Here is a 24,373-nt window from a genome sequence, read left to right on the forward strand (position 1 = left end):
GTTCGCTCCAGCTCCGGAAGCGGCCGAACCGGCGCCCGTGGCTCCACTCACGCTCTACTCCTCGTGCTACCCGGCCGAAGGCTCCGTGCCCTCGGCAGTGCCCTCGACCACGCTCTCGGCCTGAGCCTCGACCGTCTCACCTTCGGTGTCATCGGCCCCTTCGACCTCTTCAGCCTCACGACCGGCCTCGGCGTTGCGCGCGATGCCGACGACGGCATCACGCTTGCCCAGATTGATCAGTTGGACGCCCATGGTGTCACGGCCCGTCTCCCTGACTTCATTGACTCGCGTGCGAATCACACCGCCGCCGAGCGTGATGGCGAGGATCTCGTCCGTCTCCTCCACCACCAGCGCACCGACGAGCGAGCCCCTGTCCTCCACGATCTTGGCAGCCTTGATACCCAGGCCGCCCCGACCCTGAACGCGGTACTCGTCGACGGGAGTCCGCTTCGCGTACCCGCCGTCAGTGGCAGTGAACACGAACGTACCCGGCCGGACAACATTCATCGAGAGCAGCTGGTCGCCCGCACGGAAACTCATGCCCTTGACGCCCGAGGTGGCACGGCCCATCGGGCGCAGCGCGTCGTCCGTCGCGGTGAACCTGATCGACTGGGCCTTCCTGCTGATGAGCAGCAGATCGTCCTCGGCCGAGACCAGCTCCGCACCGATCAGCTCGTCGTCGCTGCCGTCCTCGGTCTCCCGGAGATTGATCGCGATGACACCGCCGGAACGGGGGGAGTCGTAGTCCTTGAGCACGGTCTTCTTCACCAGACCGCCCTTCGTCGCCAGGATCAGGTACGGCGCCGCGTCGTAGTCGCGGATCGCCAGGATCTCGGCGATCTGCTCGTCCGGCTGGAAGGCCAGCAGGTTGGCGACGTGCTGGCCGCGCGCGTCCCGGCCGGCGTCCGGAAGCTCGTACGCCTTCGCCCGGTACACCCGGCCCTTGTTCGTGAAGAACAGCAGCCAGTGGTGCGTCGTCGACACGAAGAAGTGGTCGACGATGTCGTCTTCCTTCAGCTTCGTACCGCGCACACCCTTGCCGCCGCGCTTCTGCGAGCGGTAGTCGTCCGTCTTGGTGCGCTTCACGTAGCCGCCGCGGGAGATCGTGACGACGATGTCCTCCTCGGCGATCAGGTCCTCGATGGACATGTCACCGTCGAAGGGCACCAGCTTGGAACGCCGGTCGTCGCCGAACTTCTCCACGATCGCCGCCAGCTCCTCGCTGACGATCTGCCGCTGCCGCTCGGGCGAGGCCAGGATCGCGTTGTACTCGTTGATCTTCGCCTGGAGCTCGTCGTGCTCGGCGGTGATCTTCTGGTGCTCCAGCGCGGCCAGCCGGCGCAGCTGCATCTCCAGGATCGCGTTCGCCTGGATCTCGTCGATCTCCAGCAGGCCCATCAGGCCCTCACGCGCGATATCCACCGTGTTGCTGCGCCGGATGAGGGCGATGACCTCGTCGATGGCGTTCAGCGCCTTCAGCAGGCCGCGCAGGATGTGCGCCCGCTCCTCGGCCTTGCGCAGGCGGAACTTCGTACGCCGGACGATGACCTCGATCTGGTGCGTCACCCAGTGGCGGATGAACGCGTCGATCGACAGCGTGCGCGGCACCCCGTCGACGAGCGCCAGCATGTTCGCGCCGAAGTTCGTCTGCAGGTCGGTGTGCTTGTAGAGGTTGTTCAGTACGACCTTGGCGACCGCGTCCCGCTTGAGCACGACGACCAGGCGCTGACCGGTGCGCGAGGACGTCTCGTCACGGACGTCGGCGATACCGCCGACCTTGCCGTCCTTCACCAGGTCGGCGATCTTCTGCGCGAGGTTGTCGGGGTTGGTCTGGTACGGGAGCTCCGTGACCACCAGGCACTGGCGCCCCTGGATCTCCTCGACCGCCACGACCGCGCGCATCGTGATCGAGCCGCGGCCCGTGCGGTACGCGTCCTCGATGCCCTTGCGGCCCACGACGAGCGCGCCCGTCGGGAAGTCGGGGCCCTTGATCCGCTCCAGCAGCGCGTCCAGCAGCTCCTCGTGCGAAGCCTCCGGGTGCTCCAGGTACCACTGGGCGCCGGCCGCGACCTCGCGCAGGTTGTGCGGCGGGATGTTGGTGGCCATACCCACCGCGATGCCCGCGGAGCCGTTGATCAGCAGGTTCGGGAACCGCGCCGGGAGGACGACCGGCTCCTGGTTGCGGCCGTCGTAGTTGTCCTTGAAGTCGACGGTCTCCTCGTCGATGTCGCGGACCATCTCCATGGACAGCGGCATCATCTTGCACTCGGTGTACCGCATCGCCGCGGCCGGGTCGTTGCCCGGAGAACCGAAGTTGCCGTTGGAGTCCACGAGCGGCATGCGCATCGACCAGTGCTGCGCCAGTCGCACGAGCGCGTCGTAGATCGAGGAGTCGCCGTGCGGGTGGTACGTACCCATCACGTCACCGACGACGCGGGCGCACTTGTAGAAGCCCTTCTCGGGCCGGTAGCCGCCGTCGTACATCGCGTACAGCACGCGGCGGTGGACGGGCTTCAGACCGTCCCGCACGTCCGGCAGGGCACGCGACACGATGACGGACATCGCGTAGTCGAGGTAGGAGCGCTGCATCTCCGTCTCGAGCCCGACGGGCTCGACACGCATACCGACGCCCGGGACAACGGGCTCCTCTTCGGGCATCACAGGGGTTTTCTCGTCGGCCATTGCTGGTCAAAGTCCTTTCGCGCTGCGGCTTGCTTGTACGGCCGACTCAGATGTCGAGGAAACGGACGTCCTTGGCGTTGCGCTGGATGAACGAGCGCCGCGCCTCGACGTCCTCGCCCATCAGTACCGAGAACAGGTCGTCGGCCTGCGCCGCGTCGTCCAGGGTGACCTGGCCGAGCACCCGGTGGTCCTGGTCCATCGTGGTGATGCGGAGCTCCTCGGCGTTCATCTCACCGAGGCCCTTGAAGCGCTGGATCGAGTCCTCCCTGGTGCGCTTGCCGTTCTGCTTGCCGAGCTCGACCAGGGCGTCGCGCTCGCGGTCGGAGTACGCGTACTCGAAGTCCTCGCGGCCCCACTTGATCTTGTAGAGCGGCGGGCGCGAGAGGTACACGTGCCCGGCCTCGACCAGCGGCCGCATGAAGCGGAACAGGAAGGTCAGCAGCAGGGTGTTGATGTGCTGTCCGTCGACGTCGGCGTCCGCCATCAGGATGATCTTGTGGTAGCGGAGCTTCTCGATGTCGAAGTCCTCGTGGACCCCGGTGCCGAAGGCCGAGATGAGGGCCTGGACCTCGGTGTTCTGGAGGATCTTGTCGATCCGGGCCTTCTCGACGTTCAGGATCTTGCCGCGGATCGGCAGGATGGCCTGGTACATCGGGTTACGGCCCGACTTCGCCGAACCACCGGCGGAGTCACCCTCGACGATGAAGATCTCGCACTTCGTCGGGTCGTTGGACTGGCAGTCGCTGAGCTTGCCCGGCAGCGAGGCGCTCTCCAGGAGCCCCTTGCGGCGGGTCAGGTCACGGGCCTTGCGGGCCGCCACCCGGGCGGTCGAAGCGGCGATGCCCTTGCGGATGATGTCGGCGGCCTCGTTCGGGTTCCGGTCGAACCAGTCCGTCAGCTGCTCGTGGACGACCTTCTGCACGAAGGTCTTGGCCTCCGTGTTGCCCAGCTTGGTCTTCGTCTGGCCCTCGAACTGCGGCTCGCCCAGCTTCACCGAGATGATCGCCGTCAGGCCCTCGCGGACGTCCTCACCGGTGAGGTTGTCGTCCTTCTCGCGCAGCAGCTTCTTCTCGCGCCCGTACCGGTTGACCAGGGAGGTCAGTGCCGCACGGAAGCCCTCCTCGTGCGTACCGCCCTCGTGCGTGTGGATCGCGTTCGCGAAGGAGTAGACACCCTCGGTGTACTGCGTGTTCCACTGCATCGCGATCTCGGCCGAGAGGAGCCGCGCCTTGTCCTCGGCCTCGATGTCGATCACCGACCGGTGGATGACGTCGCCCTTGCGGGAGTTCAGGTACTTCACGAAGTCGACGATGCCGTCCTCGTAGTGGTACGTGACCGTCCGGGTCGGCTCCTCGTCGGGGACGTCGACCGCCTCGGCGCTGTCCGCGCCGACCGTCGCCTTCGCCGACTCGCGCTCGTCCGTCAGCTTGAGCGTGAGGCCCTTGTTGAGGAACGCCATCTCCTGGAAGCGGCGCGAGAGGGTCTCGAAGGAGTACTCGGTGGTCTCGAAGATGTCCCCGTCGGCCCAGAAGGTGACGGTCGTACCGGACTCGTCGGTGGCCTCGTGACGGGCCAGCGGGGCGGTCGGGACACCGAGCTTGTACTCCTGGGTCCAGCGGTAACCGTCCCGCCTCACCTCGACCGCCACCCGGGTGGACAGGGCGTTGACGACGGAGACACCCACGCCGTGCAGACCGCCGGAGACGGCGTAGCCGCCGCCTCCGAACTTGCCGCCCGCGTGCAGGACGGTGAGCACGACCTCGACGGCCGGCTTGCCTTCGGACGGCACGATGTCGACCGGGATACCACGGCCGTTGTCGATGACGCGCACCCCGCCGTCGGGGAGGATCGTGACGTCGATGGTGTCCGCGTGCCCGGCCATCGCCTCGTCGACCGAGTTGTCGACAACCTCCTGAACGAGGTGGTGGAGACCGCGCTCACCGGTGGACCCGATGTACATGCCGGGCCGCTTGCGGACCGCGTCCAGGCCCTCCAGCACGGTGATCGCACTGGCGTCGTACGAGGACGTGATCTCGCCGTTCTCACCGGTTGTGGACAGGTTGTTCTGGTTGGGGTTGCCGGAATCGGCCACGAAGCGCCCTTTCTGGCACAGCACAGGCCGTTCTCCGGACAGGCGGGAGCGGCTGCGTCGTTCGGCTTGTATCGACGAATCCCGCACAGGGACGGGATTACTGACCAGTCTACCGGTAGCGCCGACCTGAATGGGGGTTTGCCGGTACCTGAGTCCGCATGTGCCGCCCTGAACCAGCGCCTGCCGACTCCCCATATCCGGGAAGGGGGCCCAGGAGGCTCACGCGGGCATTGAGCCCTTCGGCCTGTCAACCTCCGGCTACCGTGAGGGACGCCGCACTCCGGGTGGTGACCGCCAACCCGTACATACCTGTACAACACGGGCGCAGTGGGTTCGATGCGGAACGGATTTCCGTACCGAGGCGAACAGAGCGAGAAGCCCCGGCACAGGCCGGGGCATCACGTGCGTGGAGCCGTCACCGAGCCGTCAGGGAGCCGCCGGGCAGCTGACACGCAGCCGTCGCTGAGCCGTCACGGAGCGGGAAATCCCAGCTCAGCCGTATGTGTCCCCAGGACCCGTGCTCCCGGGCGCGCGCAGAGGGCCGAACCGGCGCTGGGGACCCGCCGGCCCCAGGACCTTGATCAACCGCACGGTGCCCTGCCCCAGATCCGTGTTCAGCCGGGCCACCAGCTGCGGAGCCAGCAGCCGCAGCTGCGTCGCCCACGCCGTCGAGTCGCACTGCACGGTGAGCACCCGCTCGGCCGGAGCCTCGTCGTACCGCAGCGGCACACAGTGATTCGCGAGGTCGTCGCCCACGATCTGCGGCCACCGCCCCATCACCCCGCCCACCGCCGCGGGCGTCTCCCACCCACGCTCGGTGATCAGCCGGTTGATCGCCGAACCCAGCGGCAGCGGATCACGGCCGTCGGACCGCGCCCCCGAACGCAGTCCGCCGCCCCGCCTGGCCTGCTTCTTCTGCTGCGCCGCAGCACCACGCGCCCGCGCCTGCTCCTTCGCCGCCCGCAGGGCAACCCGCGCCAGGTCGACCCCCGAGACCTCCGGCTGCTTCGCCACCGGTCCCCGGACACCCGGCTCACCCACGGAATCCAGCGAGGGCCCGGAACCGCCCGTACCGGGCCCCTGAGCCCTCGACGATTTACCGCGGCCGCTCATACCCGCTCGACCCCTCCGGCGGACACGCCGTAGCGCGCACCCGCGAGAACACCCGGCACGTCGTCGTCCACGGCGGCCGTCACCAGCACCTGCTCGCCGGGGGCCACCAGCTCGGCCAGCCGCTCCCGCCGCCGCGCGTCCAGCTCCGCGAACACGTCGTCCAGGATCAGCACCGGTTCGTTGCCCTCGGAGCGCAGCAGTTCGTACGAGGCCAGGCGCAGCGCCAGCGCGTACGACCAGGACTCGCCATGACTCGCGTAGCCCTTCGCCGGCATGCCGCGCAACCCGAGCACCAGGTCGTCGCGGTGCGGGCCGACGAGCGTCACACCCCGCTCGATCTCCTGCTTGCGGACCTCGGCGAGCGCCGCGATCACCTGCTCGTACAGCTCCTCGCGCGTCCGCGCGGGCTCCACCCCGGCGCCGATCGAGCTCCGGTACTCCAGGGTCAGCGGCCCGCCGCCCGGCGCCACCTCGCCGTACGCCTTGTCCGTGAGCGGCTCCAGCGTCGCGATCAGGTCCAGCCGTTGCGCCAGCAGCTCGGCACCCACCTGGCCCAGGTGCTGGTCCCAGACGTCCAGCGTCGTCAGGTCCATCGAACGGCCACCGTGCCTGCGAGCCATCGCCGCCGACTTCAGCAGGGTGTTGCGCTGCTTGAGCACGCGCTCGTAGTCGGAACGGACCCCGGCCATCCGGGGCGACCGCGCCGTCACGAGCTCGTCGAGGAAGCGGCGGCGATCCCCGGGATCGCCCTTCACGAGCGCCAGATCCTCCGGCGCGAACAGCACCGTCCGCACTATGCCCAGCACGTCACGGGGCCTGACCTGCGAGGACCTGTTGATCCGGGCGCGGTTGGCCCGTCCGGGATTGATTTCGAGCTCGATGAGCTGCGCCCGCTCGCCCTGGGTGACGGCGGCCCGGACCACCGCCCGCTCCGCCCCCATCCGCACCAGCGGCGCGTCGGACGAGACACGATGGCTGCCGAGCGTGGAGAGATAGCCGATGGCTTCGACGAGGTTGGTCTTGCCCTGGCCGTTGGCTCCCACGAACGCGGTGACGCCCGGGTCGAGAGGCACCTCGACCCGGGCGTACGAGCGGAAGTCGGCCAGCGAGAGATGCGTGACGTGCATGTGCGCCGACCTCCGGTTCCCTGCTCCGTGCTGGTACTGCTCGATCTACTTCTTGTTCTCGACCGCGTGGCCGCCGAACTGGTTGCGCAGCGCGGCGATCATCTTCATCTGCGGGGAGTCGTCCTGGCGCGAGGCGAAGCGCGCGAAGAGCGAGGCGGTGATCGCGGGCAGCGGCACCGCGTTGTCGATCGCGGCCTCCACCGTCCAGCGGCCCTCACCGGAGTCGGCGGCGAAACCGCGCAGCTTGTCCAGGTGCTCGTCGTCGTCCAGCGCGTTGACCGCCAGGTCGAGCAGCCAGGAACGGATGACCGTGCCCTCCTGCCAGGAGCGGAAGACCTCGCGCACGTCGGTGACGGAGTCGACCTTCTCCAGGAGCTCCCAGCCCTCGGCGTACGCCTGCATCATGGCGTACTCGATGCCGTTGTGGACCATCTTCGCGAAGTGGCCGGCGCCGACCTTGCCCGCGTGCACGGAGCCGAAGTCACCCTCGGGCTTGAGGGCGTCGAAGATCGGCTGGACCTTCGCGACGTTCTCGGCGTCGCCGCCGTACATCAGCGCGTAGCCGTTCTCCAGGCCCCAGACGCCGCCGGAGACGCCGCAGTCGACGAAGCCGATGCCCTTGAGGCCCAGCTCGACGGCGTGCTTCTCGTCGTCGGTCCAGCGGGAGTTCCCGCCGTCGACCACGATGTCGCCGGGCGACAGCAGGACCGCCAGCTCGTCGACGGTGGACTGGGTGGCGGCGCCCGCCGGGACCATCACCCAGACGACCCGGGGGCCCTTGAGCCGGCCCACGAGCTCTTCGAGACTCTGGACATCGGAGACGTCCGGGTTGCGGTCGTAACCGATGACGGTGTGGCCTGCGCGGCGGATGCGCTCGCGCATGTTGCCGCCCATCTTGCCGAGGCCGACGAGACCGAGCTCCATCAGAGATTCCTTAAGCGTTGTGCCGATTCGTACCCGAGGTCGAGCCTACGCCCGGCCGGGGACAGCGCGGCGGGCCCGCTCGGCGCTGAGCGTGCCCCCGGACGCTGCCGTGACAGCTCCCGGTCGTCGGATCAGCCGGAGAGGCGGACCGGCATGATCAGGTACTTGTACGCGTCGTTCGCCTCCGCGTCGACGGCCGGACGGCCGCTCAGCAGGGCGGGCTTGGTGGACGTCGTGAAGGAGAGCTGGGCGGCCGGCGAGTCGATCGCGCTGAGCCCGTCCAGCAGGAACGTCGGGTTGAAGGCGATCGAGATGTCGTCACCGTCGAGCACGGCGTCGACGCGCTCCACAGCCTGTGCGTCGTCGCTGGAGCCCGCCTCCAGGATCAGCACTCCCTGCTCGAAGCTGAGCCGCACCGGGGTGTTCCGCTCGGCGACGAGGGCCACACGCTTGACGGCCTCGACGAACGGGGCGGTCTCGATGACCGCGACCGAGTTGAACTCGGTGGGGAACAGCGTCCGGTACTTCGGCAGGTCGCCTTCGAGCAGCCGCGTCGTCGTACGCCGCCCCGCGCCCTCGAAACCGATCAGCCCTTCACCGGCGCCGGAACCCGACAGCGCGAGCGTGACCGTGTCGCCGCTGGTCAGCGCCTTCGCGGTGTCCAGGAGCGTCTTGGCGGGGACCAGGGCCACCGCCGACGCGTCCGGGTTCTCGGGCTTCCACAGGAACTCGCGGACCGCGAAGCGGTAGCGGTCGGTGGAGGCGAGGGTGACGGTGTCGCCCTCGATCTCGATCCGGACGCCGGTCAGGACGGGCAGCGTGTCGTCACGGCCCGCGGCGATGGCGACCTGGGCCGCGGCGGAGGCGAAGACCTCACCGGGCACGGTGCCGGTCGCGGTCGGCATCTCCGGCAGCGCCGGGTACTCCTCCACAGGAAGGGTGTGGAGTGTGAACCGCGAGGAGCCGCAGACCACGGTCGCCCGTACACCGTCTGTGGAAATCTCCACCGGCTTGTTGGGAAGGGCGCGGCAGATGTCGGCGAGCAGCCGGCCGGAGACGAGCACCGTGCCGTCCTCGTCGACCTCCGCGTCCACCGAGACCCGTGCCGAGACCTCGTAGTCGAAGCTGGAGAAGCTGAGGGCTCCGTCCTCGGCCTTCAGAAGAAGGCCCGCGAGAACGGGTGCCGGCGGACGGGCCGGGAGGCTTCGGGCCACCCAGGCCACCGCCTCCGCGAGTACATCGCGCTCCACCCGGATCTTCACCGGAACCGCCTCCTGCTGTTGCTCGCTCGCCCTGCCGGCCTTCGTCGTCTGGTCGGGTCTTCCTGCCGTGGGGCTGGGGAGGACTCCGGGGTCCAGTCTGACGTACGGCACCGACACTCGTTGCTGCTCGGGGTCAAGCCGAGACAAGAGGTGCGGGGCGGTCCGGGGCGAAGTTGTGCACAGGCCCCACTTCGAAGCGGATTCCTGGCTAACTATGTGTGGCAGTAGTAGTAGGGCCTGTGGAAACCGTGGATAACGTCGTTTCCCCAGGTCAGGTCCGGTTTTTTATCCACCGGCCCTGTGGGCGGCACCGGTGGACAACCGAGGGCTTCTGTGGACACACGAAAGTTCTGCACACCCGGTGCACAGGGGCGGGGCACTTCTCCCCAGGGCCGTCCCCAGCTTTACCCACGTTCCCCACAGGCCAATCGGCCTTCTTGGTGTGACGCCTTTCACTCCGGGCGGTGAGAGGGGGTGTCGCGTTGCCGAACAGTGGACAGGGGTGTGGAGAAGCTGGGGACAACGTCGTCCAGCCTGTGGGCCGCCGGTGGACAACCCGGGCGACCCCCTGTGGACGAATAAGTTGTCCACAGCCTGTGGATCAAGGTTGACCACAAATCCCCAGCCATGTGACCTGGTCTGATGATCTATCGGAAGCCGAGCCTGTGGACGCATTATGGATAACTTCGTAGTCCCCAGGCTGTGGACGGTGCATGGGCCGCCGTTCTGTGGAGAAGTGCCCTCCCCGAGGCCGTATTCGAACAGCGAACCGGCGGAGCGGTGGGCCGGCCGGTGACCGCGGGGGGTCCCGAGGCGGCTCGGCGAGTCCTCCCGGCACGACGAAGGGCGCCCCAGGAGGCCGTTAACGGTCCTCCCGGGGCGCCCTTCGTCCGTACCGGAGCGGCGGTGTCCCAGCCGTCAGCTGTTCTTGATGCGGTTCGTGAGCTCGGTGACCTGGTTGTAGATCGAGCGCCGCTCCGCCATCAGGGCACGGATCTTCCGGTCCGCGTGCATCACCGTCGTATGGTCCCGGCCGCCGAACTGGGCGCCGATCTTCGGCAGGGAGAGGTCCGTCAGCTCGCGGCAGAGGTACATGGCGATCTGGCGGGCCGTCACCAGCACCCGGCTGCGCGAGGACCCGCAGAGGTCCTCCACCGTGAGACCGAAGTAGTCGGCGGTCGCCGCCATGATGGCCGGAGCGGTGATCTCGGGTGCCGCGTTCTCCCCGCCCGGGATCAGGTCCTTCAGTACGCCCTCGGTCAGCCCCAGGTCGACCGGCTGCCGGTTGAGGCTCGCGAAGGCCGTCACCCGGATCAGCGCCCCCTCCAGCTCACGGATGTTGCGTGAGATGCGGGAGGCGATGAACTCCAGCACCTCGGGCGGGGCGTTGAGCTGCTCCTGGACCGCCTTCTTGCGGAGGATCGCGATGCGCGTCTCCAGCTCGGGCGGCTGTACGTCGGTGGTCAGACCCCACTCGAAGCGGTTGCGCAGCCGGTCCTCCAGGGTCACCAGCTGCTTGGGCGGCCGGTCCGAGGACAGCACGATCTGCTTGTTCGCGTTGTGCAGCGTGTTGAAGGTGTGGAAGAACTCCTCCTGCGTCGACTCCTTGCTCGCGAGGAACTGGATGTCGTCGACCAGCAGGATGTCCACATCGCGGTAGCGCTTGCGGAAGGTGTCGCCCTTGCCGTCGCGGATCGAGTTGATGAACTCGTTGGTGAACTCCTCCGAGCTCACGTACCGCACCCGGGTGCCCGGGTAGAGGCTCCGCGCGTAGTGGCCGATGGCGTGCAGCAGGTGGGTCTTGCCGAGTCCCGACTCCCCGTAGATGAAGAGCGGGTTGTACGCCTTCGCGGGGGCCTCGGCGACGGCCACGGCGGCCGCGTGGGCGAACCGGTTCGACGCACCGATGACGAAGGTGTCGAAGAGGTACTTCGGGTTCAGCCTGGCCTGCGGCTCGCCGGGGCGCGGCGAGGACGAGGACTGTCCGCCCATCGTTCCCGGGCCGCCTCCACGGCCGGTACCGGGCCCGTTCTGGCGGTGCTGGGGCTGCTGCTGCGAGTCCTGCATGTCATGCCGGTCGGGGCGCTGCTCGTAACCCTGGCGCTCCGGCGGCTGGGGCCGGTAGCCGTGCTGCGGCTGCTGGGCGCGCGGGTTGGCGTAGGGGTCGCGGTCCTGGTAGCCGCCGTGCCGGGGCTGCTGCCAGGAGAGGTCGTCCTGGCTCCGGGGCCAGGCGCCGGGCTCCGGGCGCTGCTGCTGGTAGTCCGGATAGGCCGGGCGCGCCGTCGGCATGCCGTCGTCGGACGGCCGGCGGCCGTAGTCGTCGTACGAGTCCTCGTGCTGGGAGTCGTCGCGCTGCGGCCCCTGGTAGCGATGGGACTGCTGCCCCTGGTGCGACTGGTGCATCGGGGGTGCCGGCGGGGACGGCGGTTCGCCGGCCGAGTCGTCGACGGTGATCGCGATACGGATCGGGCGGCCGCACTCCCGGGTGAGCGTCTCACTGATGAGCGGGGCGAGCCGGCCCTCCAGGACGCGCTTGCCCCATTCGTTGGGGACGGCGAGCAGTGCGGTGTCCGCGACGAGTGCCAGGGGCTGGCAGCGCTCGATCCACTGCTTGTCCTTCGGCTCGATGCCCTGCTGCCCCTCCCCGAGCAGTTGCTCCAGCACGCGTGGCCACACTGCGGCAAGATCGGCAGGTACGTCAGCCACAGGGCACGCTCTCTCGCAGGTCCCACGAATGTGTGGTTCTCGGGACGGGATGGGTCGGGTCGGGTGAGGCCCGGCAGTCGGGAAGGAAAAGAACCGGAGTTCAGCCACGGTAGTCAGGCCGACCCGCACGGTTCAAGTTGTTGTCCACAGGCTGTGCACAGGGGGACCCCGCGCAGGGCCGGTTTGACCGGATGGCGCGGCCGCGCGTACCGTGACCAGGTCGAGTTGTCGATGGCTGCTGCCGCCTGCCTCCGATGGGCAAAGATCACGATCTGTGATTGTGAAGCGGTGCACTAAGGCGTTTACGCGAGTTCCTCGTGGGCGCACGGTGACAGCCAGGCGATGTCCCGCCGATACACGATCATTTCTGGAGCCCCCGAGTGAGCAAGCGCACCTTCCAGCCGAACAACCGTCGTCGCGCAAAGACCCACGGTTTCCGCCTGCGTATGCGTACCCGTGCCGGCCGTGCGATTCTCGCGAACCGCCGTGGCAAGGGCCGCAGCAGCCTGTCCGCCTGATCGCTAACAGGTCCATGACGTGCTGCCTACCGAGAATCGGCTGAGGCGGCGCGAGGACTTCGCGACCGCGGTACGACGAGGACGCCGGGCTGGTCGCCCGCTACTCGTCGTCCATCTCAGCAGCGGTTCAACGGACCCGCACGTGACTGGGGAGAGTCCTCCTCCGCCGCGTGCGGGTTTCGTTGTCAGCAAAGCCGTGGGCGGAGCGGTCGTACGCACAGCGGTGAAGCGGAGGCTTCGCCATCTGGTCCGCGAACGGCTGGCTCAGCTGCCCCCCGGTAGCCTTGTTGTCGTACGAGCGCTGCCCGGATCGGGCGACGCCGACCCTGCACAGCTGGCCCGAGACCTGGACGCCGCCTTTCAGCGGCTGCTGGGAGGGGGCGCGCGATGAAGTACCCGCTGCTGGCTCTCATCAAGCTCTACCAGTGGACGATCAGCCCACTTCTCGGGCCTGTCTGCCGCTACTACCCGTCGTGTTCCCACTATGGATATACGGCGATCGACCGGCACGGTGCGATCAAGGGAACGGCGCTGACCGCATGGCGCATCCTGCGATGCAATCCGTGGTCGCCCGGCGGTGTGGATCATGTGCCGCCACGCAGGCGTCCGCGCTGGCACGAACTGCTGCGCGGCTCTCCGCGCGGCGGCAAGGGCGGGGACTCCGCCGCCGATGTGCCTGCCAGGGGATCGGCACCCGAACCCCTGAGCCCGGCCACAGAGACCTCGCCCAATGCTCAAGGAGCCTGATTAGTGGACACGATTGCCAGTCTGTTCAGCTTTATCACCACACCCGTTTCCTGGGTCATCGTCCAGTTCCACAAGGTCTACGGTGCGCTCTTCGGTGAGGACACGGGGTGGGCCTGGGGCCTGTCCATCGTGTCCCTCGTGGTCCTGATCCGGATCTGCCTGATCCCGCTGTTCGTCAAGCAGATCAAGTCCACCCGGAACATGCAGGTGCTCCAGCCGAAGATGAAGGCGATCCAGGAGCGCTACAAGAACGACAAGCAGCGTCAGTCCGAAGAGATGATGAAGCTGTACAAGGAGACGGGCACCAACCCGCTCTCCTCGTGCCTTCCCATCCTGGCGCAGTCCCCGTTCTTCTTCGCCCTGTACCACGTGCTCTCGTCCATCGCCTCGGGCAAGACGATCGGCGTCATCGACCAGCCGCTGCTCGACAGCGCGCGTCAGGCGCACATCTTCGGCGCTCCCCTGGCCGCCAAGTTCATGGACAGCGAAGAGAAGGTCCAGGCACTCGGCGCCTCGCTGACCGACGTCCGTGTCGTCACCGCGATCATGATCGTGATGATGTCGGCCTCGCAGTTCTTCACCCAGCGCCAGCTGATGACGAAGAACGTCGACCTGACGGTCAAGACCCCGTACATGCAGCAGCAGAAGATGCTGATGTACATCTTCCCGATCATCTTCGCCGTGATGGGCATCAACTTCCCCGTCGGTGTCCTCGTGTACTGGCTGACCACCAACGTCTGGACCATGGGTCAGCAGATGTACGTGATCAACCAGAACCCGACCCCGGGCAGCAAGGCGCAGGAGCAGTACCTGGACCGTGTGCTGAAGAGCGTGACCGCTCATGGACAGGTACGCGGGCGGACGCGGCGCAACACGGTCAAGCGTGTCGTGGCCAAGGGCACGGACCGCAACGACATCGAGCGCAAGTTCATCACCGGTCTGGCCAAGCTGGGCCTCGCGGCTCAGGAGGACGGCACCGTCGCCAAGAGTGACGCCGCGATCGCCGAGGCCGAGGGTGCTCCCGCACCGAAGCGTCAGCAGCCCAAGCGCCAGACCAAGGCGAAGCGCACCGCGGCCGCCGCGCCGGCCGGCGGGGTCAGGGAAGCCGGCACGGCGGAGCCGGCGGCCAGGACCTCGCTGGAGAAGCGGGACGCTGCTCAGGACGACCAGCCGGAGTCGGCGGCCAAGCCCGCTTCCGGCTCCTCACGCCAAGCCAAGTCCGGACAGCGCAAGGGTCCGCAGCGGCCCAAGCACCCGTCCAAGAAGTAAGAAGGAGTCCATCCGTGACGGAAGGCACCGCGACCGCGGCCGCTGACAGCAGCGACACCCTCACCCGCCTTGAGCAGGAGGGTGAGATCGCGGCCGATTACCTTGAGGGCCTGCTCGACATCGCCGACCTGGATGGCGATATCGACATGGACGTCGAGGCGGACCGGGCGGCGGTCTCGATCATCAGCGAGTCGGCGCGCGATCTGCAGAAGCTGGTGGGGCGCGACGGTGAGGTGCTGGAGGCGCTGCAGGAGCTGACGCGTCTCGCCGTCCACCGGGAGACCGGTGACCGGAGCCGCCTGATGCTGGACATCGGTGGATTCCGGGCCCAGAAGCGCGAGGTTCTCGCCGCGTTGGGTGCCAAGGCGGCGGATGAGGTCAAGAACTCCGGTGCGCCGGTGAAGCTGGACCCGATGACCCCGTTCGAGCGCAAGGTCGTGCACGACGCGGTCGCGGCAGCAGGTCTGCGCAGCGAGTCCGAAGGCGAGGAGCCCCAGCGCTTCGTCGTCGTTCTGCCGGCCTGACCGGACCCTTGTACTGTCGGCCCCGTCTGTTCGCAGGCGGGGCCGATCTTTGTCAGCCTGATAGTCAGCCACCCACAGTGCGCTAGTGCGGTACGGAAGGACGGTCCCCGTGACGGAGGCAGTAGAGCTCCCCCAGGCGCCTGAGGCGGCGCAGGCGGTATTCGGTGAGCTCTTCCCAGAAGCTGTCCGGTACGCGGAACTGCTGGCGGACGCGGGGGTCGAGCGAGGGTTGATCGGCCCTCGCGAAGTACCGCGACTGTGGGAGCGCCACCTGCTGAACTGTGCGGTGCTCTCCGAGGCGGTTCCTGAGGGTGTGACGGTCTGCGACGTGGGCTCCGGGGCGGGCCTTCCCGGTATCCCGCTGGCCCTGGTGCGGCCGGATCTGAAGATCACCCTGCTGGAGCCGCTGCTGCGGCGCACCAACTTCCTCCAGGAAGTCGTCGAGCTGCTCGGTCTTGATCATGTGACGGTCGTGCGGGGCAGGGCCGAGGAGGTTCTCGGCACCCTCCAGCCGGTGCACGTGGTCACGGCTCGCGCGGTGGCTCCGCTCGACCGGCTCGCGGGTTGGGGCGTTCCGTTGCTGCGCCCGTACGGGGAGATGCTGGCCCTCAAGGGCGACACCGCCGAGGAGGAGATCAACGGGGCCCGCGCGGCACTCAGCAAGCTCGGGGTGGTCGAGACCGAGGTGCTGCATGTCGGCGAGGGAGTGGTCGAGCCGACGACGACGGTGGTCCGTGTGGTGGTGGGAGAGAGCCCCGGCGGTGTGAGGTTCGCCGCAAAGAGGGCCAAGGCGGCACGCGTCAGCCGCACTCGTCGCCGCCGCTGAACAGGAGCGGTGCCTCCATACAAGCAGCCATACGTACCCGCTGCGGAGTGTCGTAGAAGGCTTGCGGCGCTTCGCGGGCATCGTGTTTCACGTGAAACGTCGCTCTCTGCTGCAGGGAATCATCAGCCGCGGTCGTGCGGCTGCCACGCCGCGCGACCGCAAGCTCGTACGGGTTGCCAAGTTGTCCACCGAAGCGGATTCATCCACAGAAGAGCGGGCCTCGCTGGTTCACGACCCCGAAAGCATGGCAGGCTCAGCTCATTGTGAGCCTGAAGTCGAGGAGAGTGAATCCTTGCGGTCCGACGCCAACATCGCGGGACCGATGACCGATCCGGTCCCCGGTCCCCGAACCGAGTCCGCGGGGGACGGTGTTTCACGTGAAACACCGCCCCCGATGGACGACACACCCATCGGTCGTGCGGCCCAGCTGGCGGTCGAGGCCCTCGGCCGCGCCGGCGAGGGGCTGCCCCGCCCTGACCAGACGCGTGTCATGGTGGTCGCCAACCAGAAGGGCGGGGTGGGCAAGACGACCTCGACGGTCAACCTTGCTGCCTCCCTGGCACTTCACGGTGCCCGCGTCCTGGTGGTCGACCTCGACCCGCAGGGGAACGCCTCCACGGCTCTGGGAATCGATCACCACGCCGAGGTTCCCTCGATCTATGACGTCCTGGTCGACAGCAGGCCCCTCTCCGAGGTGGTCCAGCCCGTTCCGGACATCGAAGGTCTCTTCTGTGCTCCTGCCACCATCGATCTCGCCGGTGCGGAGATCGAGCTGGTGTCGTTGGTGGCACGGGAGAGCCGGCTGCAGAGAGCGATTCAGGCGTACGAGCAGCCTCTCGACTACATCCTCATCGACTGCCCGCCCTCGCTCGGTCTCCTGACGGTGAACGCACTCGTCGCCGGAGCCGAGGTACTGATCCCCATCCAGTGCGAGTACTACGCACTGGAAGGGCTCGGGCAGCTGCTGAGGAACGTCGATCTGGTGCGAGGACATCTCAACCCGGATCTCCATGTGTCGACGATCCTGCTCACCATGTACGACGGCAGGACCCGGCTCGCGTCACAGGTCGCGGAGGAGGTGCGCACGCACTTCGGTAAGGAGGTGCTGCGGACGAGCATCCCCCGGTCGGTGCGCATCTCGGAGGCGCCCAGCTATGGGCAGACCGTGCTGACGTACGACCCGGGGTCCAGCGGTTCCTTGTCGTACCTCGAGGCGGCCCGTGAGATCGCCTTGCGGGGCGTCGGGCTGCACTACGAGGCCCAGCATGCCCGGACGGGCAGTCAGACCAGCCAGCAGAGCGTTTCGGAGGGCATCCAGTGAGTGAGCGTCGTAGAGGGCTGGGACGTGGGCTCGGTGCGCTGATTCCCGCAGCACCGCAGGAGCGACAGGTCGGGTCTCCGGCTGCCGGGCCAGGTGCGATTCCGGTGCTCACCGCCGACCGCGGTGTCGCCGCCGCGAAGGTGGTGACCACCTTGCCTGCCGCTCCCGTGGTGCCGGAGCCGAGCTCCGCGGGCACCGAGCCGGACGTTGCGGCCGAGATGAGGGATGCGGCGGGGGCCTACTTCGCCGAGGTTCTTCTGGGATCGATCACGCCCAACCCTCGGCAGCCGCGTGAGGTGTTCGACGAGGACGCTCTCGCCGAGCTGGTCACCTCGATCAAGGAGGTGGGTCTCCTTCAGCCCGTCGTGGTGCGCAAGGTCGCGGAGGACCGCTACGAGCTCATCATGGGTGAGCGGCGATGGAGGGCCTGCCGGGAGGCGGGCCTGGAGCGGATTCCCGCGATCGTGCGGGCGACCGACGACGAGAAGCTGCTGCTCGACGCGCTGCTGGAGAACCTGCACCGGGCCCAGCTGAACCCTCTGGAGGAGGCTGCGGCGTACGACCAGCTGCTGAAGGACTTCAAGTGCACGCACGACCAGCTGGCTGACCGGATCGGCCGGTCCCGTCCGCAGGTCTCCAACACGTTGCGTCTTCTGCGGCTCTCCCCGCCGGTGCAGCGCAGGGTCGCGGCGGGTGTGCTGTCGGCCGGGCACGCGCGGGCGCTGCTGTCGGTGGATGACTCCGAGGAGCAGGACCGGCTTGCCCACCGCATCGTCGCCGAGGGACTGTCGGTGCGGGCGGTGGAGGAGATCGTGACCCTCATGGGGTCCAGCCCCACGAGCTCGGCCAAGCCCAAGGGGCCGCGGGCAGGAGGCCGGCTGTCTCCGGCACTGAGTGATCTGGCGACCCGGCTCTCGGACCGTTTCGAGACGCGGGTTAAGGTCGATCTCGGTCAGAAGAAGGGCAAGATCGTCGTCGAGTTCGCCTCGATGGAGGACTTGGACCGCATCCTCGGCAGCCTGGCGCCGGGTGAGGGGCGCGTGCTGGACCGGGTGCTCTCCGAAGAGCCCGGCGAAGGCGACGAGGACTGATCCCCGATCGAACGGAGGGCGGGCCGTTGTCCAGGCGTTTACCGGACCACGGCCCGCCTTTGCTCTCTCCCGGTTTCGGTGACACGTCTGGGTGGATACGATGCGTTCTGGTATGGGCGCACCCATTCTGATGCCGCCTCGGAGGAGGTCGCGGGTATGCGAACAGTGAGCCGTGGCCGGCTGGTGACGGTCGCCTTGGGCTTGGGGGCCGTCGGAGGGTTCTTCGGCAGCCTGCTTCGCGAACGGAGTGCGCTGGCAGCCGCACATGATGCGGCGGGCGAAGGAAGTGAGGAACCGCCTTCATGGGGCGACGGCTCGTACCGCTCACCTTGGACAACCTTCCGGATCTCCCCGGACGCTGCCGCTCGTGTGTCTTCTGGGAGCTTGACCCGGTCAGCGGGGAAGCTGCGGTAAAGGCGGGCAGACCCGAGCTGGAGAAGGAAGCCTGGATCTCCGCGGTGCTGCTGGAGTGGGGATCCTGTGGCCGGGTCGTCTACGTGGACGACGTCCCGGCCGGTTACGTTCTCTACGCACCCCCCGCGTACGTGCCCCGTGCGACAGCCTTCCCCACCAGCCCGGTATCGCCGGATGCCGTGCAACTGATGACTGCCCTGATTCTGCCTGGATATCAGGGGCAAGGGCTGGGGCGGGTGTTGGTGCAGACGGTGGCGAAGGACTTGCTGCGACGCGGCTTCAAGGCGATCGAGGCGTTCGGGGACGCACGGTGGAAGGAACCGGCGTGTGTGCTCCCGGCGGACCACCTGCTGGCGGTCGGCTTCAAGACCGTACGGCCGCACCCCGCCTACCCCCGCCTGCGACTGGAACTGCGGACGACGTTGTCGTGGAAGGAAGACGTCGAGCTGGCGTTGGACCGACTGCTGGGTGCCGTCCAGAAGGAACCCGCTCTACGTCCTCTGTGAGCAGACCGGGAGATACGTGAAACGGGCCCGCCCCCAGGGGGTGGGCCCGTTTCACGTGAAACAGAGAGAGGCGCTGGCTGCTACTGGCCGATGAATCCCTCGAGGTCGCGGACGATCGCGGCCTTCGGCTTGGCACCGACGATGGTCTTGGCGACCTCGCCGTTCTGGTAGACGTTGAGGGTCGGAATGGACATCACGCCGTACTTGGCGGCGGTGGCCGGGTTCTCGTCGATGTTGAGCTTGACGACCTCGATCTCGTCACCGTGCTCAGCCGCGATCGCCTCCAGCGAGGGGGCGATCTGGCGGCAGGGGCCGCACCAGGCGGCCCAGAAGTCCACCAGCACAGGCTTCTTGCTGTTGAGGACTACTTCGTCGAAGGTGTCATCGGTCACGTTCTTCAGGGCGCCGGCCACGGCGGCCTCCTTAACTTCGCGGGGTGTGGGTGGGGTGCCGTGGGTCAGACCGCAGGGGTCTTCTCCGGTTCGGCGAGCTTCTCGTCGGCGAGCGCGGCAAGGAATCGCTCGGCATCGAGTGCGGCGGAGCATCCGGTACCGGCGGCGGTGATGGCCTGACGGTAGGTGTGGTCGACGACGTCTCCGGCACCGAACACACCCGACAGGTTGGTGCGCGTCGAGGGAGCCTCCACCTGCAGGTAGCCCTCGTCGTCCAGGTCGAGCTGGCCCTTGAAGAGTTCGGTGCGCGGGTCGTGACCGACGGCGATGAACAGCCCTGTCACCGGCAGCTCGGAGGTCTCGCCCGTCTTGGTGTCGCGCAGCGTCAGACCGGAGAGCTTCTGCTCTCCGTGTACCGCGGCGACCTCGCTGTCCCAGGCGAACTTGATCTTCGGGTCGGCGAAGGCACGCTCCTGCATGGCCTTGGACGCCCGCAGGGTGTCACGGCGGTGGACGATCGTGACGGACTTGGCGAAGCGGGAGAGGAAGGTGGCCTCCTCCATCGCCGTGTCGCCACCGCCCACGACGGCGATGTCCTGGTCCTTGAAGAAGAACCCGTCACAGGTCGCGCACCAGGAGACGCCACGTCCGGAGAGGGCGTCCTCGTTGGGCAGACCGAGCTTGCGGTGCTGGGAACCGGTGGTGACGATCACGGCCTTGGCCCGGTGAACCGTGCCCACGGTGTCGGTGACGGTCTTGATCTCGCCCGTCAGGTCGACGGATACCACGTCGTCCGGGATGAGCTCCGCTCCGAAGCGCTCGGCCTGGGCGCGCATGTTGTCCATCAGCTCGGGTCCCATGATGCCGTCCTGGAAGCCCGGGAAGTTCTCCACGTCGGTGGTGTTCATCAGAGCACCACCGGCGGTGACGGCGCCCTCGAACACCAGCGGCTTCAGCGACGCACGAGCCGTGTACAGGGCGGCGGTGTAACCGGCCGGCCCGGAACCGATGATGATCACATTGCGGACGTCGCTCACGGGTGTCTTCCTCGTCTCTGCAGACTGCCTACTGCCTACTGGGGCCGGTTCAACGACTCTCACCCCACCCAACGGATCCTACGGGCCAGGCATTCCCGACGTGCCACGGCATTCGGCGCGGAGATCAGGAGCGGGTGTAGGAGTCAGTGAGGAGCAGCGTGCCCTTTCCGGGAGGAGTGGCGTCCACGCAGCTCGCATCGACGACATAGGCGTTCACACGAGAGGGGTCCGAAGCGTCGGGCAGGACGACGAGATAGGCGTCGGTCCCCTGGTAGACGCCTTGCTCCACGGCCAGGGGCGGGGTGTTGCGGCCTGTGCCCTGCTGTACGCAGGGCGGCACGGCCGCAGCGTGCGTCCGCAGAGGGCTCGTGGGCTGGGAAGGATCCGCTGAGGAACCCTCCGGGGACAACCCGGAGTCCGAGCTGGTCCCCCTCTTCTCGCCGCCCGGAACCCGCGAAGCTGCCAGCAGATCCTTGACGTGTCCTTCCAGCGTGTCTTCCGAGAACGTGCCCGCGCCCTGTCCCGCCGCACTGGAGCTGCTGTCCGCCATCTTCGAGGCCGAATCCGAATTCTGGGAGGGCCCCATTGCTTGCAGCAGGAAGACGCTCATACCGATGACCGCCGCACCCAGCGCCGTTCCGAGCACGGCCAACCGGCGCCGACGACGGGCGGGGAGGCGGCTGGGCCCGGTCGCACCTCGTGGGCGGCCTGCCGGACGGTCAGCCGGAGAGGGGCTGGTGCCGGCTGACTCCTCGGCCGAGCCTTCTGTTTCACGTGAAACAGAAGGCTCCTCGGTGGGCGTGGCGGCATTGAGAAGGGCTTCGGCGGCAAGTGCGGCATCGATACGTCCGGCGACGTCATCGGGCATCCGTGCGGGACCGGGCAGTGTGCCGAGAAGACCGCGGATCTCTTCCAGTGACCTGCGCACGTCCTCACAGAGCCCACATCCCTCGATGTGGTCACGGAGATCCGCCGTGCGGGAAGTGGAAAGGAGTCCCGCAGTGAGGTCCGAGATCTCCGATACATCGGGGTGCTGGTCCATGTCAGCCGTGGAAGTCACGAGCGCCCACCTCCTCCCTTCGCAGCAGCAGGGTCACTTGCCCCTGCATCCCTAGGTCCCGACGCCGGTGGGACGGATGGCCCCCGCGTGCGGTTCCTTCCCCCGGTGCGATCCGCGCTACCCATCCCATCACCGCGCAGGTGTGTGAGCAGGGGGACCAGTCTGGCGCGCCCGCGTGCGCATCGGCTCTTGACGGTGCCGGTGGGGACGTCGAGGATGCGGGCGGCTTCGGCGACCGGATAGCCCTGCATGTCGACGAGTACGAGCGCGGCGCGCTGCTCGGCCGGCAGCGTGGCCAGGGCAGCCAGGAGCTCGCGGTGCAGATCATGGCGCTCGGCGGGCGCCTCGGCGGACTCGTTGGGCTCCATGAGCTGATCGAGCCGGTCGGCGTCGTCCACCGGGGTTGTCTTCCGCGAGGCGGCCTTACGCGCGCGGTCGAGGCACGCGTTGACGGTGATGCGGTGCAGCCACGTCGTGACGGCGGACTGGCCCCGGAAGGTGTGGGCGGCGCGGAAGGCGGAGATCAAGGCGTCCTGCACCGCGTCCGCGGCTTCCTCGCGGTCGCCTAGCGTCCGCAGGGCTACGGCCCAGAGCCGGTCGCGGTGGCGCCGCACCAGCTCCCCGAAGGCGTCCGGTTCGCCTGCGACGTGCTGGGTCAGGAGATCCTGGTCGTTCGTCAGGCGAAGGTCATCAGCCATTGGAGCCACGATCCCCCTTCGTCGTCCACGACCGTACACCTATTCAAGCCATACTGTGCCGCAAAGTAAATGGAACAACTCCCGGCGCCCTGTTGTCGAGTTCCCTCCCCTTGTCCCCTGATGGGAAAGGCGGGGATTGAGAGTGATCCAGCCCGATTCGGTGGAGTTTTCCGATATCAGGCTCGTGGCTCCGCCGGGTGCTGTTCCGGTGCTACGGGGAGGTACCCAGGAAGGACACGTCGGTTATGGCTTGCTTGTAACCGGCCTGGCTGTACTGGTCGCCCTCCGCGCGCGGTGCTGCGGTGAGCCAGAGAAGTACATAGCGGGTCTTTGCGGGTTTCTTCGCCTGTAGTTCCGCCGTCGTCTCCGACGTCTCTGACGTGGCGATCTGCTGCATGGAGCTGACGGGTCCCACGGGCGCCAGCGAATCCGCGGCATAGAGCGAGATCGTGGTGTGGTCGCCTCCGTACCGGAGCCCGATGGAAGCGGCCGAGACATTCCGCGAGGAGCCGAGATCGTAAACGATGCCGACGCCCTTCTTGAACGGGGCGAGAATGGGGCCGTCGTAATACGACTTGGTGCGCCAGAACGACGTGCTGTCCTTGTCGTAAGTATTGCCCACGCTTTCGGCGTTCTGCGGAGATCCGTCCGGAAAGAACTCCTGAGCGGAGTCAATGGCCAGCGGTTCGGTTGCCGCCTGTTTGTCATCCGCCTTTCCGCCGCCAGGGTTCGTCTGCGTGCTTCCGGGGCCGCCCGAGTGCTTGTCCCGGTCGAGGACGGTCTCCGCCAGCTGCCAGCTGGCCAGACCGAGCGCTGCGATCAGGAGGGCGGACACGGCCCATTTGAGGGCCCTGCCGGTGCGGCTCTGCAGAGGGGGCGGCGGAGCCATGACCGGCTGTGCCGCGTGGTGGGGCCGGGACGACGGACGTCCGTAGGTGCCCTGCTGATAGGTCGTTCGCTGGTAGTCGGGCGGCGCGGTGAACGTCGGCTCCGGAGGCAGGATGCGTGGCATGGCCGCGACGGCCTTGGCCAGCTCGTCCGGTGTGGTGCAGGGCTGTTCCTGCCGGGAAGCGGTCGCGCCGTCGTTGGCGAGCGCCCGCATGGCGATCTCGGACAACCCGCGGTGGACGCCCGCCCGCACCTGGTCGGGGGCGATGAGCCCGACGCCCTTGGGCAGCCCTGACAGCCCGTAGGCATCGTTCTCGTAGGGCCAGCGATGGGTCAGCGCCGCGTAGAGCAGTGCGCCGATGGCCTCGGTGTCCGTGCGCAGCGGGCGGTCCACGGTGATGCCGCGCAGCGCGGCGTTCACGGCGAGGCCCCGGATCCGGTACTGCCCGGTCGAGCTGCGCAGCACCGCTCCCGGAGTGAGCCTCAGATGTGCCAGGCCCTCACGGTGGGCGGCTGCCATCGCCTGGGAGATCTGACTGACGAGCTGGTAGGCGTCGTGGGCCTCCAGCGGGCCGGTGGCCAGCAGAGCGGTGAGCTCGGTGGCGTCCGGGAGCCATTCGTGGACGACGTAGACGAGGTCGTCCTCCTCGACGGCGTCAAGGACCTGTACGAAGCGGGGGTCGCCGAGCAGAGCGGAGGACCGGGCGGCGGCCAGCACGGAGCGGGCTCGCGGATGGTCGGCGAGGAGGAGGTGCACCCCCACCGCACGGCGCAGCTTCTCGTCCACAGCGCGCCAGCTGCTGAATCCGTCCAGCCGGGTGACGCACTCCTCGAGGCGATAGCGTCCGGCCAGTTTGTGGCCACTGTGCACGTCGGGCGCCTGCGGAATGGCCCGTGAGCCCTCTCGCCCACCGCCCGCTTTCCTGGCGCTCACGCCTGCTGTGTCCTGGGGTTCCGGGGTCCCGTCGGTCGTGGCCTCGTCCGCCTTGGCGGTCAGCGGCTCGTCGCCGCTGTTGTCGGCCACGTCGACGGCAGCCGTGCTACGTTCCGCCACCGTCGTTCCTGCCTCCCCATCCGTTGAGCGATGCCAGCCGGCTCTGCACAGTCACGCCAATTGTGCCCACACTCCGGCCCTATGCACGACACGCGGTGTCGGGCGATGGTTGTGCGGCCGGG

21 protein-coding genes are annotated in these 24,373 nt (G+C 68.0%); 9 read left to right on the forward strand and 12 right to left on the reverse strand.

Annotated elements, in window-relative coordinates:
• Window positions 1-66: 66 nt before the first annotated feature.
• From gyrA to dnaA, 7 genes are all read right to left on the reverse strand, one after another.
• A complete protein-coding gene (gene gyrA, locus Sfulv_RS14280; RefSeq protein WP_173314050.1) occupies window positions 67-2,682 on the reverse strand; it encodes a DNA gyrase subunit A in 2,616 nt (871 codons plus the stop codon).
• Between the two features lie 46 nt (window positions 2,683-2,728).
• Complete coding sequence (gyrB, locus tag Sfulv_RS14285) at window positions 2,729-4,798, reverse strand: DNA topoisomerase (ATP-hydrolyzing) subunit B (RefSeq protein ID WP_305961372.1); 2,070 nt, start codon at window positions 4,796-4,798, stop codon at window positions 2,729-2,731.
• 468 nt (window positions 4,799-5,266) lie between these two features.
• Window positions 5,267-5,887 (reverse strand): DciA family protein, encoded by a 621-nt coding sequence (locus Sfulv_RS14290; protein ID WP_246353121.1) that lies wholly within the window; start codon window positions 5,885-5,887, stop codon window positions 5,267-5,269.
• On the reverse strand, window positions 5,884-7,014 hold the full coding sequence (gene recF, locus Sfulv_RS14295) for a DNA replication/repair protein RecF (protein WP_173314052.1): 1,131 nt from the start codon (window positions 7,012-7,014) through the stop codon (window positions 5,884-5,886). Before recF ends, Sfulv_RS14290 begins: the two co-directional genes overlap by 4 nt.
• Before the next feature lie 45 nt (window positions 7,015-7,059).
• The gene (gene gnd / locus Sfulv_RS14300; protein ID WP_173314053.1) at window positions 7,060-7,938 is read right to left on the reverse strand and encodes a phosphogluconate dehydrogenase (NAD(+)-dependent, decarboxylating); all 879 of its coding nucleotides are present in this window, start codon (window positions 7,936-7,938) and stop codon (window positions 7,060-7,062) included.
• Window positions 7,939-8,069: 131 nt separating this feature from the next.
• Window positions 8,070-9,200 (reverse strand): DNA polymerase III subunit beta, encoded by a 1,131-nt coding sequence (gene dnaN, locus Sfulv_RS14305; protein ID WP_173317851.1) that lies wholly within the window; start codon window positions 9,198-9,200, stop codon window positions 8,070-8,072.
• A gap of 918 nt (window positions 9,201-10,118) precedes the next feature.
• The gene (dnaA, locus tag Sfulv_RS14310) at window positions 10,119-11,906 is read right to left on the reverse strand and encodes a chromosomal replication initiator protein DnaA (protein WP_173314054.1); all 1,788 of its coding nucleotides are present in this window, start codon (window positions 11,904-11,906) and stop codon (window positions 10,119-10,121) included.
• Between the two features lie 380 nt (window positions 11,907-12,286).
• Here dnaA and rpmH point away from each other — a divergent pair, with 380 nt between their 5' ends.
• From rpmH to Sfulv_RS14355, 9 genes are all read left to right on the forward strand, one after another.
• Window positions 12,287-12,424 (forward strand): 50S ribosomal protein L34, encoded by a 138-nt coding sequence (rpmH, locus tag Sfulv_RS14315; RefSeq protein ID WP_003967884.1) that lies wholly within the window; start codon window positions 12,287-12,289, stop codon window positions 12,422-12,424.
• A gap of 19 nt (window positions 12,425-12,443) precedes the next feature.
• On the forward strand, window positions 12,444-12,815 hold the full coding sequence (rnpA, locus tag Sfulv_RS14320) for a ribonuclease P protein component (protein WP_173314055.1): 372 nt from the start codon (window positions 12,444-12,446) through the stop codon (window positions 12,813-12,815).
• A complete protein-coding gene (gene yidD / locus Sfulv_RS14325; protein ID WP_173314056.1) occupies window positions 12,812-13,171 on the forward strand; it encodes a membrane protein insertion efficiency factor YidD in 360 nt (119 codons plus the stop codon). Before rnpA ends, yidD begins: the two co-directional genes overlap by 4 nt.
• A 3-nt stretch (window positions 13,172-13,174) precedes the next feature.
• A complete protein-coding gene (gene yidC / locus Sfulv_RS14330) occupies window positions 13,175-14,440 on the forward strand; it encodes a membrane protein insertase YidC (protein ID WP_173314057.1) in 1,266 nt (421 codons plus the stop codon).
• Between the two features lie 14 nt (window positions 14,441-14,454).
• Window positions 14,455-14,964, forward strand: a complete 510-nt coding sequence (locus Sfulv_RS14335) for a Jag family protein (RefSeq protein ID WP_173314058.1) — start codon at window positions 14,455-14,457, stop codon at window positions 14,962-14,964.
• Between the two features lie 109 nt (window positions 14,965-15,073).
• The gene (gene rsmG, locus Sfulv_RS14340; RefSeq protein ID WP_173314059.1) at window positions 15,074-15,790 is read left to right on the forward strand and encodes a 16S rRNA (guanine(527)-N(7))-methyltransferase RsmG; all 717 of its coding nucleotides are present in this window, start codon (window positions 15,074-15,076) and stop codon (window positions 15,788-15,790) included.
• Window positions 15,791-16,034: 244 nt separating this feature from the next.
• Window positions 16,035-17,111, forward strand: a complete 1,077-nt coding sequence (locus tag Sfulv_RS14345; protein WP_173314060.1) for a ParA family protein — start codon at window positions 16,035-16,037, stop codon at window positions 17,109-17,111.
• Window positions 17,108-18,202 carry a ParB/RepB/Spo0J family partition protein gene (locus tag Sfulv_RS14350; RefSeq protein WP_173314061.1) on the forward strand — a complete coding sequence of 365 codons (1,095 nt, stop codon included), beginning with the start codon at window positions 17,108-17,110 and terminating at the stop codon, window positions 18,200-18,202. Before Sfulv_RS14345 ends, Sfulv_RS14350 begins: the two co-directional genes overlap by 4 nt.
• A gap of 302 nt (window positions 18,203-18,504) precedes the next feature.
• Complete coding sequence (locus Sfulv_RS14355) at window positions 18,505-19,122, forward strand: GNAT family N-acetyltransferase (RefSeq protein WP_173314062.1); 618 nt, start codon at window positions 18,505-18,507, stop codon at window positions 19,120-19,122.
• 80 nt (window positions 19,123-19,202) lie between these two features.
• Here the strand turns inward: Sfulv_RS14355 and trxA are convergent, their stop codons facing one another.
• The 5 genes from trxA to Sfulv_RS14380 form a co-directional block, all read right to left on the reverse strand.
• Window positions 19,203-19,535, reverse strand: coding sequence for a thioredoxin (gene trxA / locus Sfulv_RS14360; protein WP_173314063.1), 333 nt, complete (start codon window positions 19,533-19,535; stop codon window positions 19,203-19,205).
• A 44-nt stretch (window positions 19,536-19,579) separates the two neighbouring features.
• A complete protein-coding gene (gene trxB / locus Sfulv_RS14365) occupies window positions 19,580-20,551 on the reverse strand; it encodes a thioredoxin-disulfide reductase (RefSeq protein ID WP_173314064.1) in 972 nt (323 codons plus the stop codon).
• Window positions 20,552-20,675: 124 nt separating this feature from the next.
• Entirely contained in the window at window positions 20,676-21,593 is a 918-nt protein-coding gene (locus Sfulv_RS31795; RefSeq protein ID WP_218900369.1) for an RsmA family anti-sigma factor, read from the reverse strand.
• Between the two features lie 14 nt (window positions 21,594-21,607).
• Entirely contained in the window at window positions 21,608-22,309 is a 702-nt protein-coding gene (gene sigM, locus Sfulv_RS14375) for an RNA polymerase sigma factor SigM (protein ID WP_173314066.1), read from the reverse strand.
• A gap of 211 nt (window positions 22,310-22,520) precedes the next feature.
• Window positions 22,521-24,251 (reverse strand): protein kinase family protein, encoded by a 1,731-nt coding sequence (locus tag Sfulv_RS14380; RefSeq protein ID WP_173314067.1) that lies wholly within the window; start codon window positions 24,249-24,251, stop codon window positions 22,521-22,523.
• Window positions 24,252-24,373: the final 122 nt, after the last annotated feature.

This window comes from Streptomyces fulvorobeus, assembly GCF_013167895.1.
In the GTDB taxonomy this organism is placed as follows: domain Bacteria; phylum Actinomycetota; class Actinomycetes; order Streptomycetales; family Streptomycetaceae; genus Streptomyces; species Streptomyces fulvorobeus.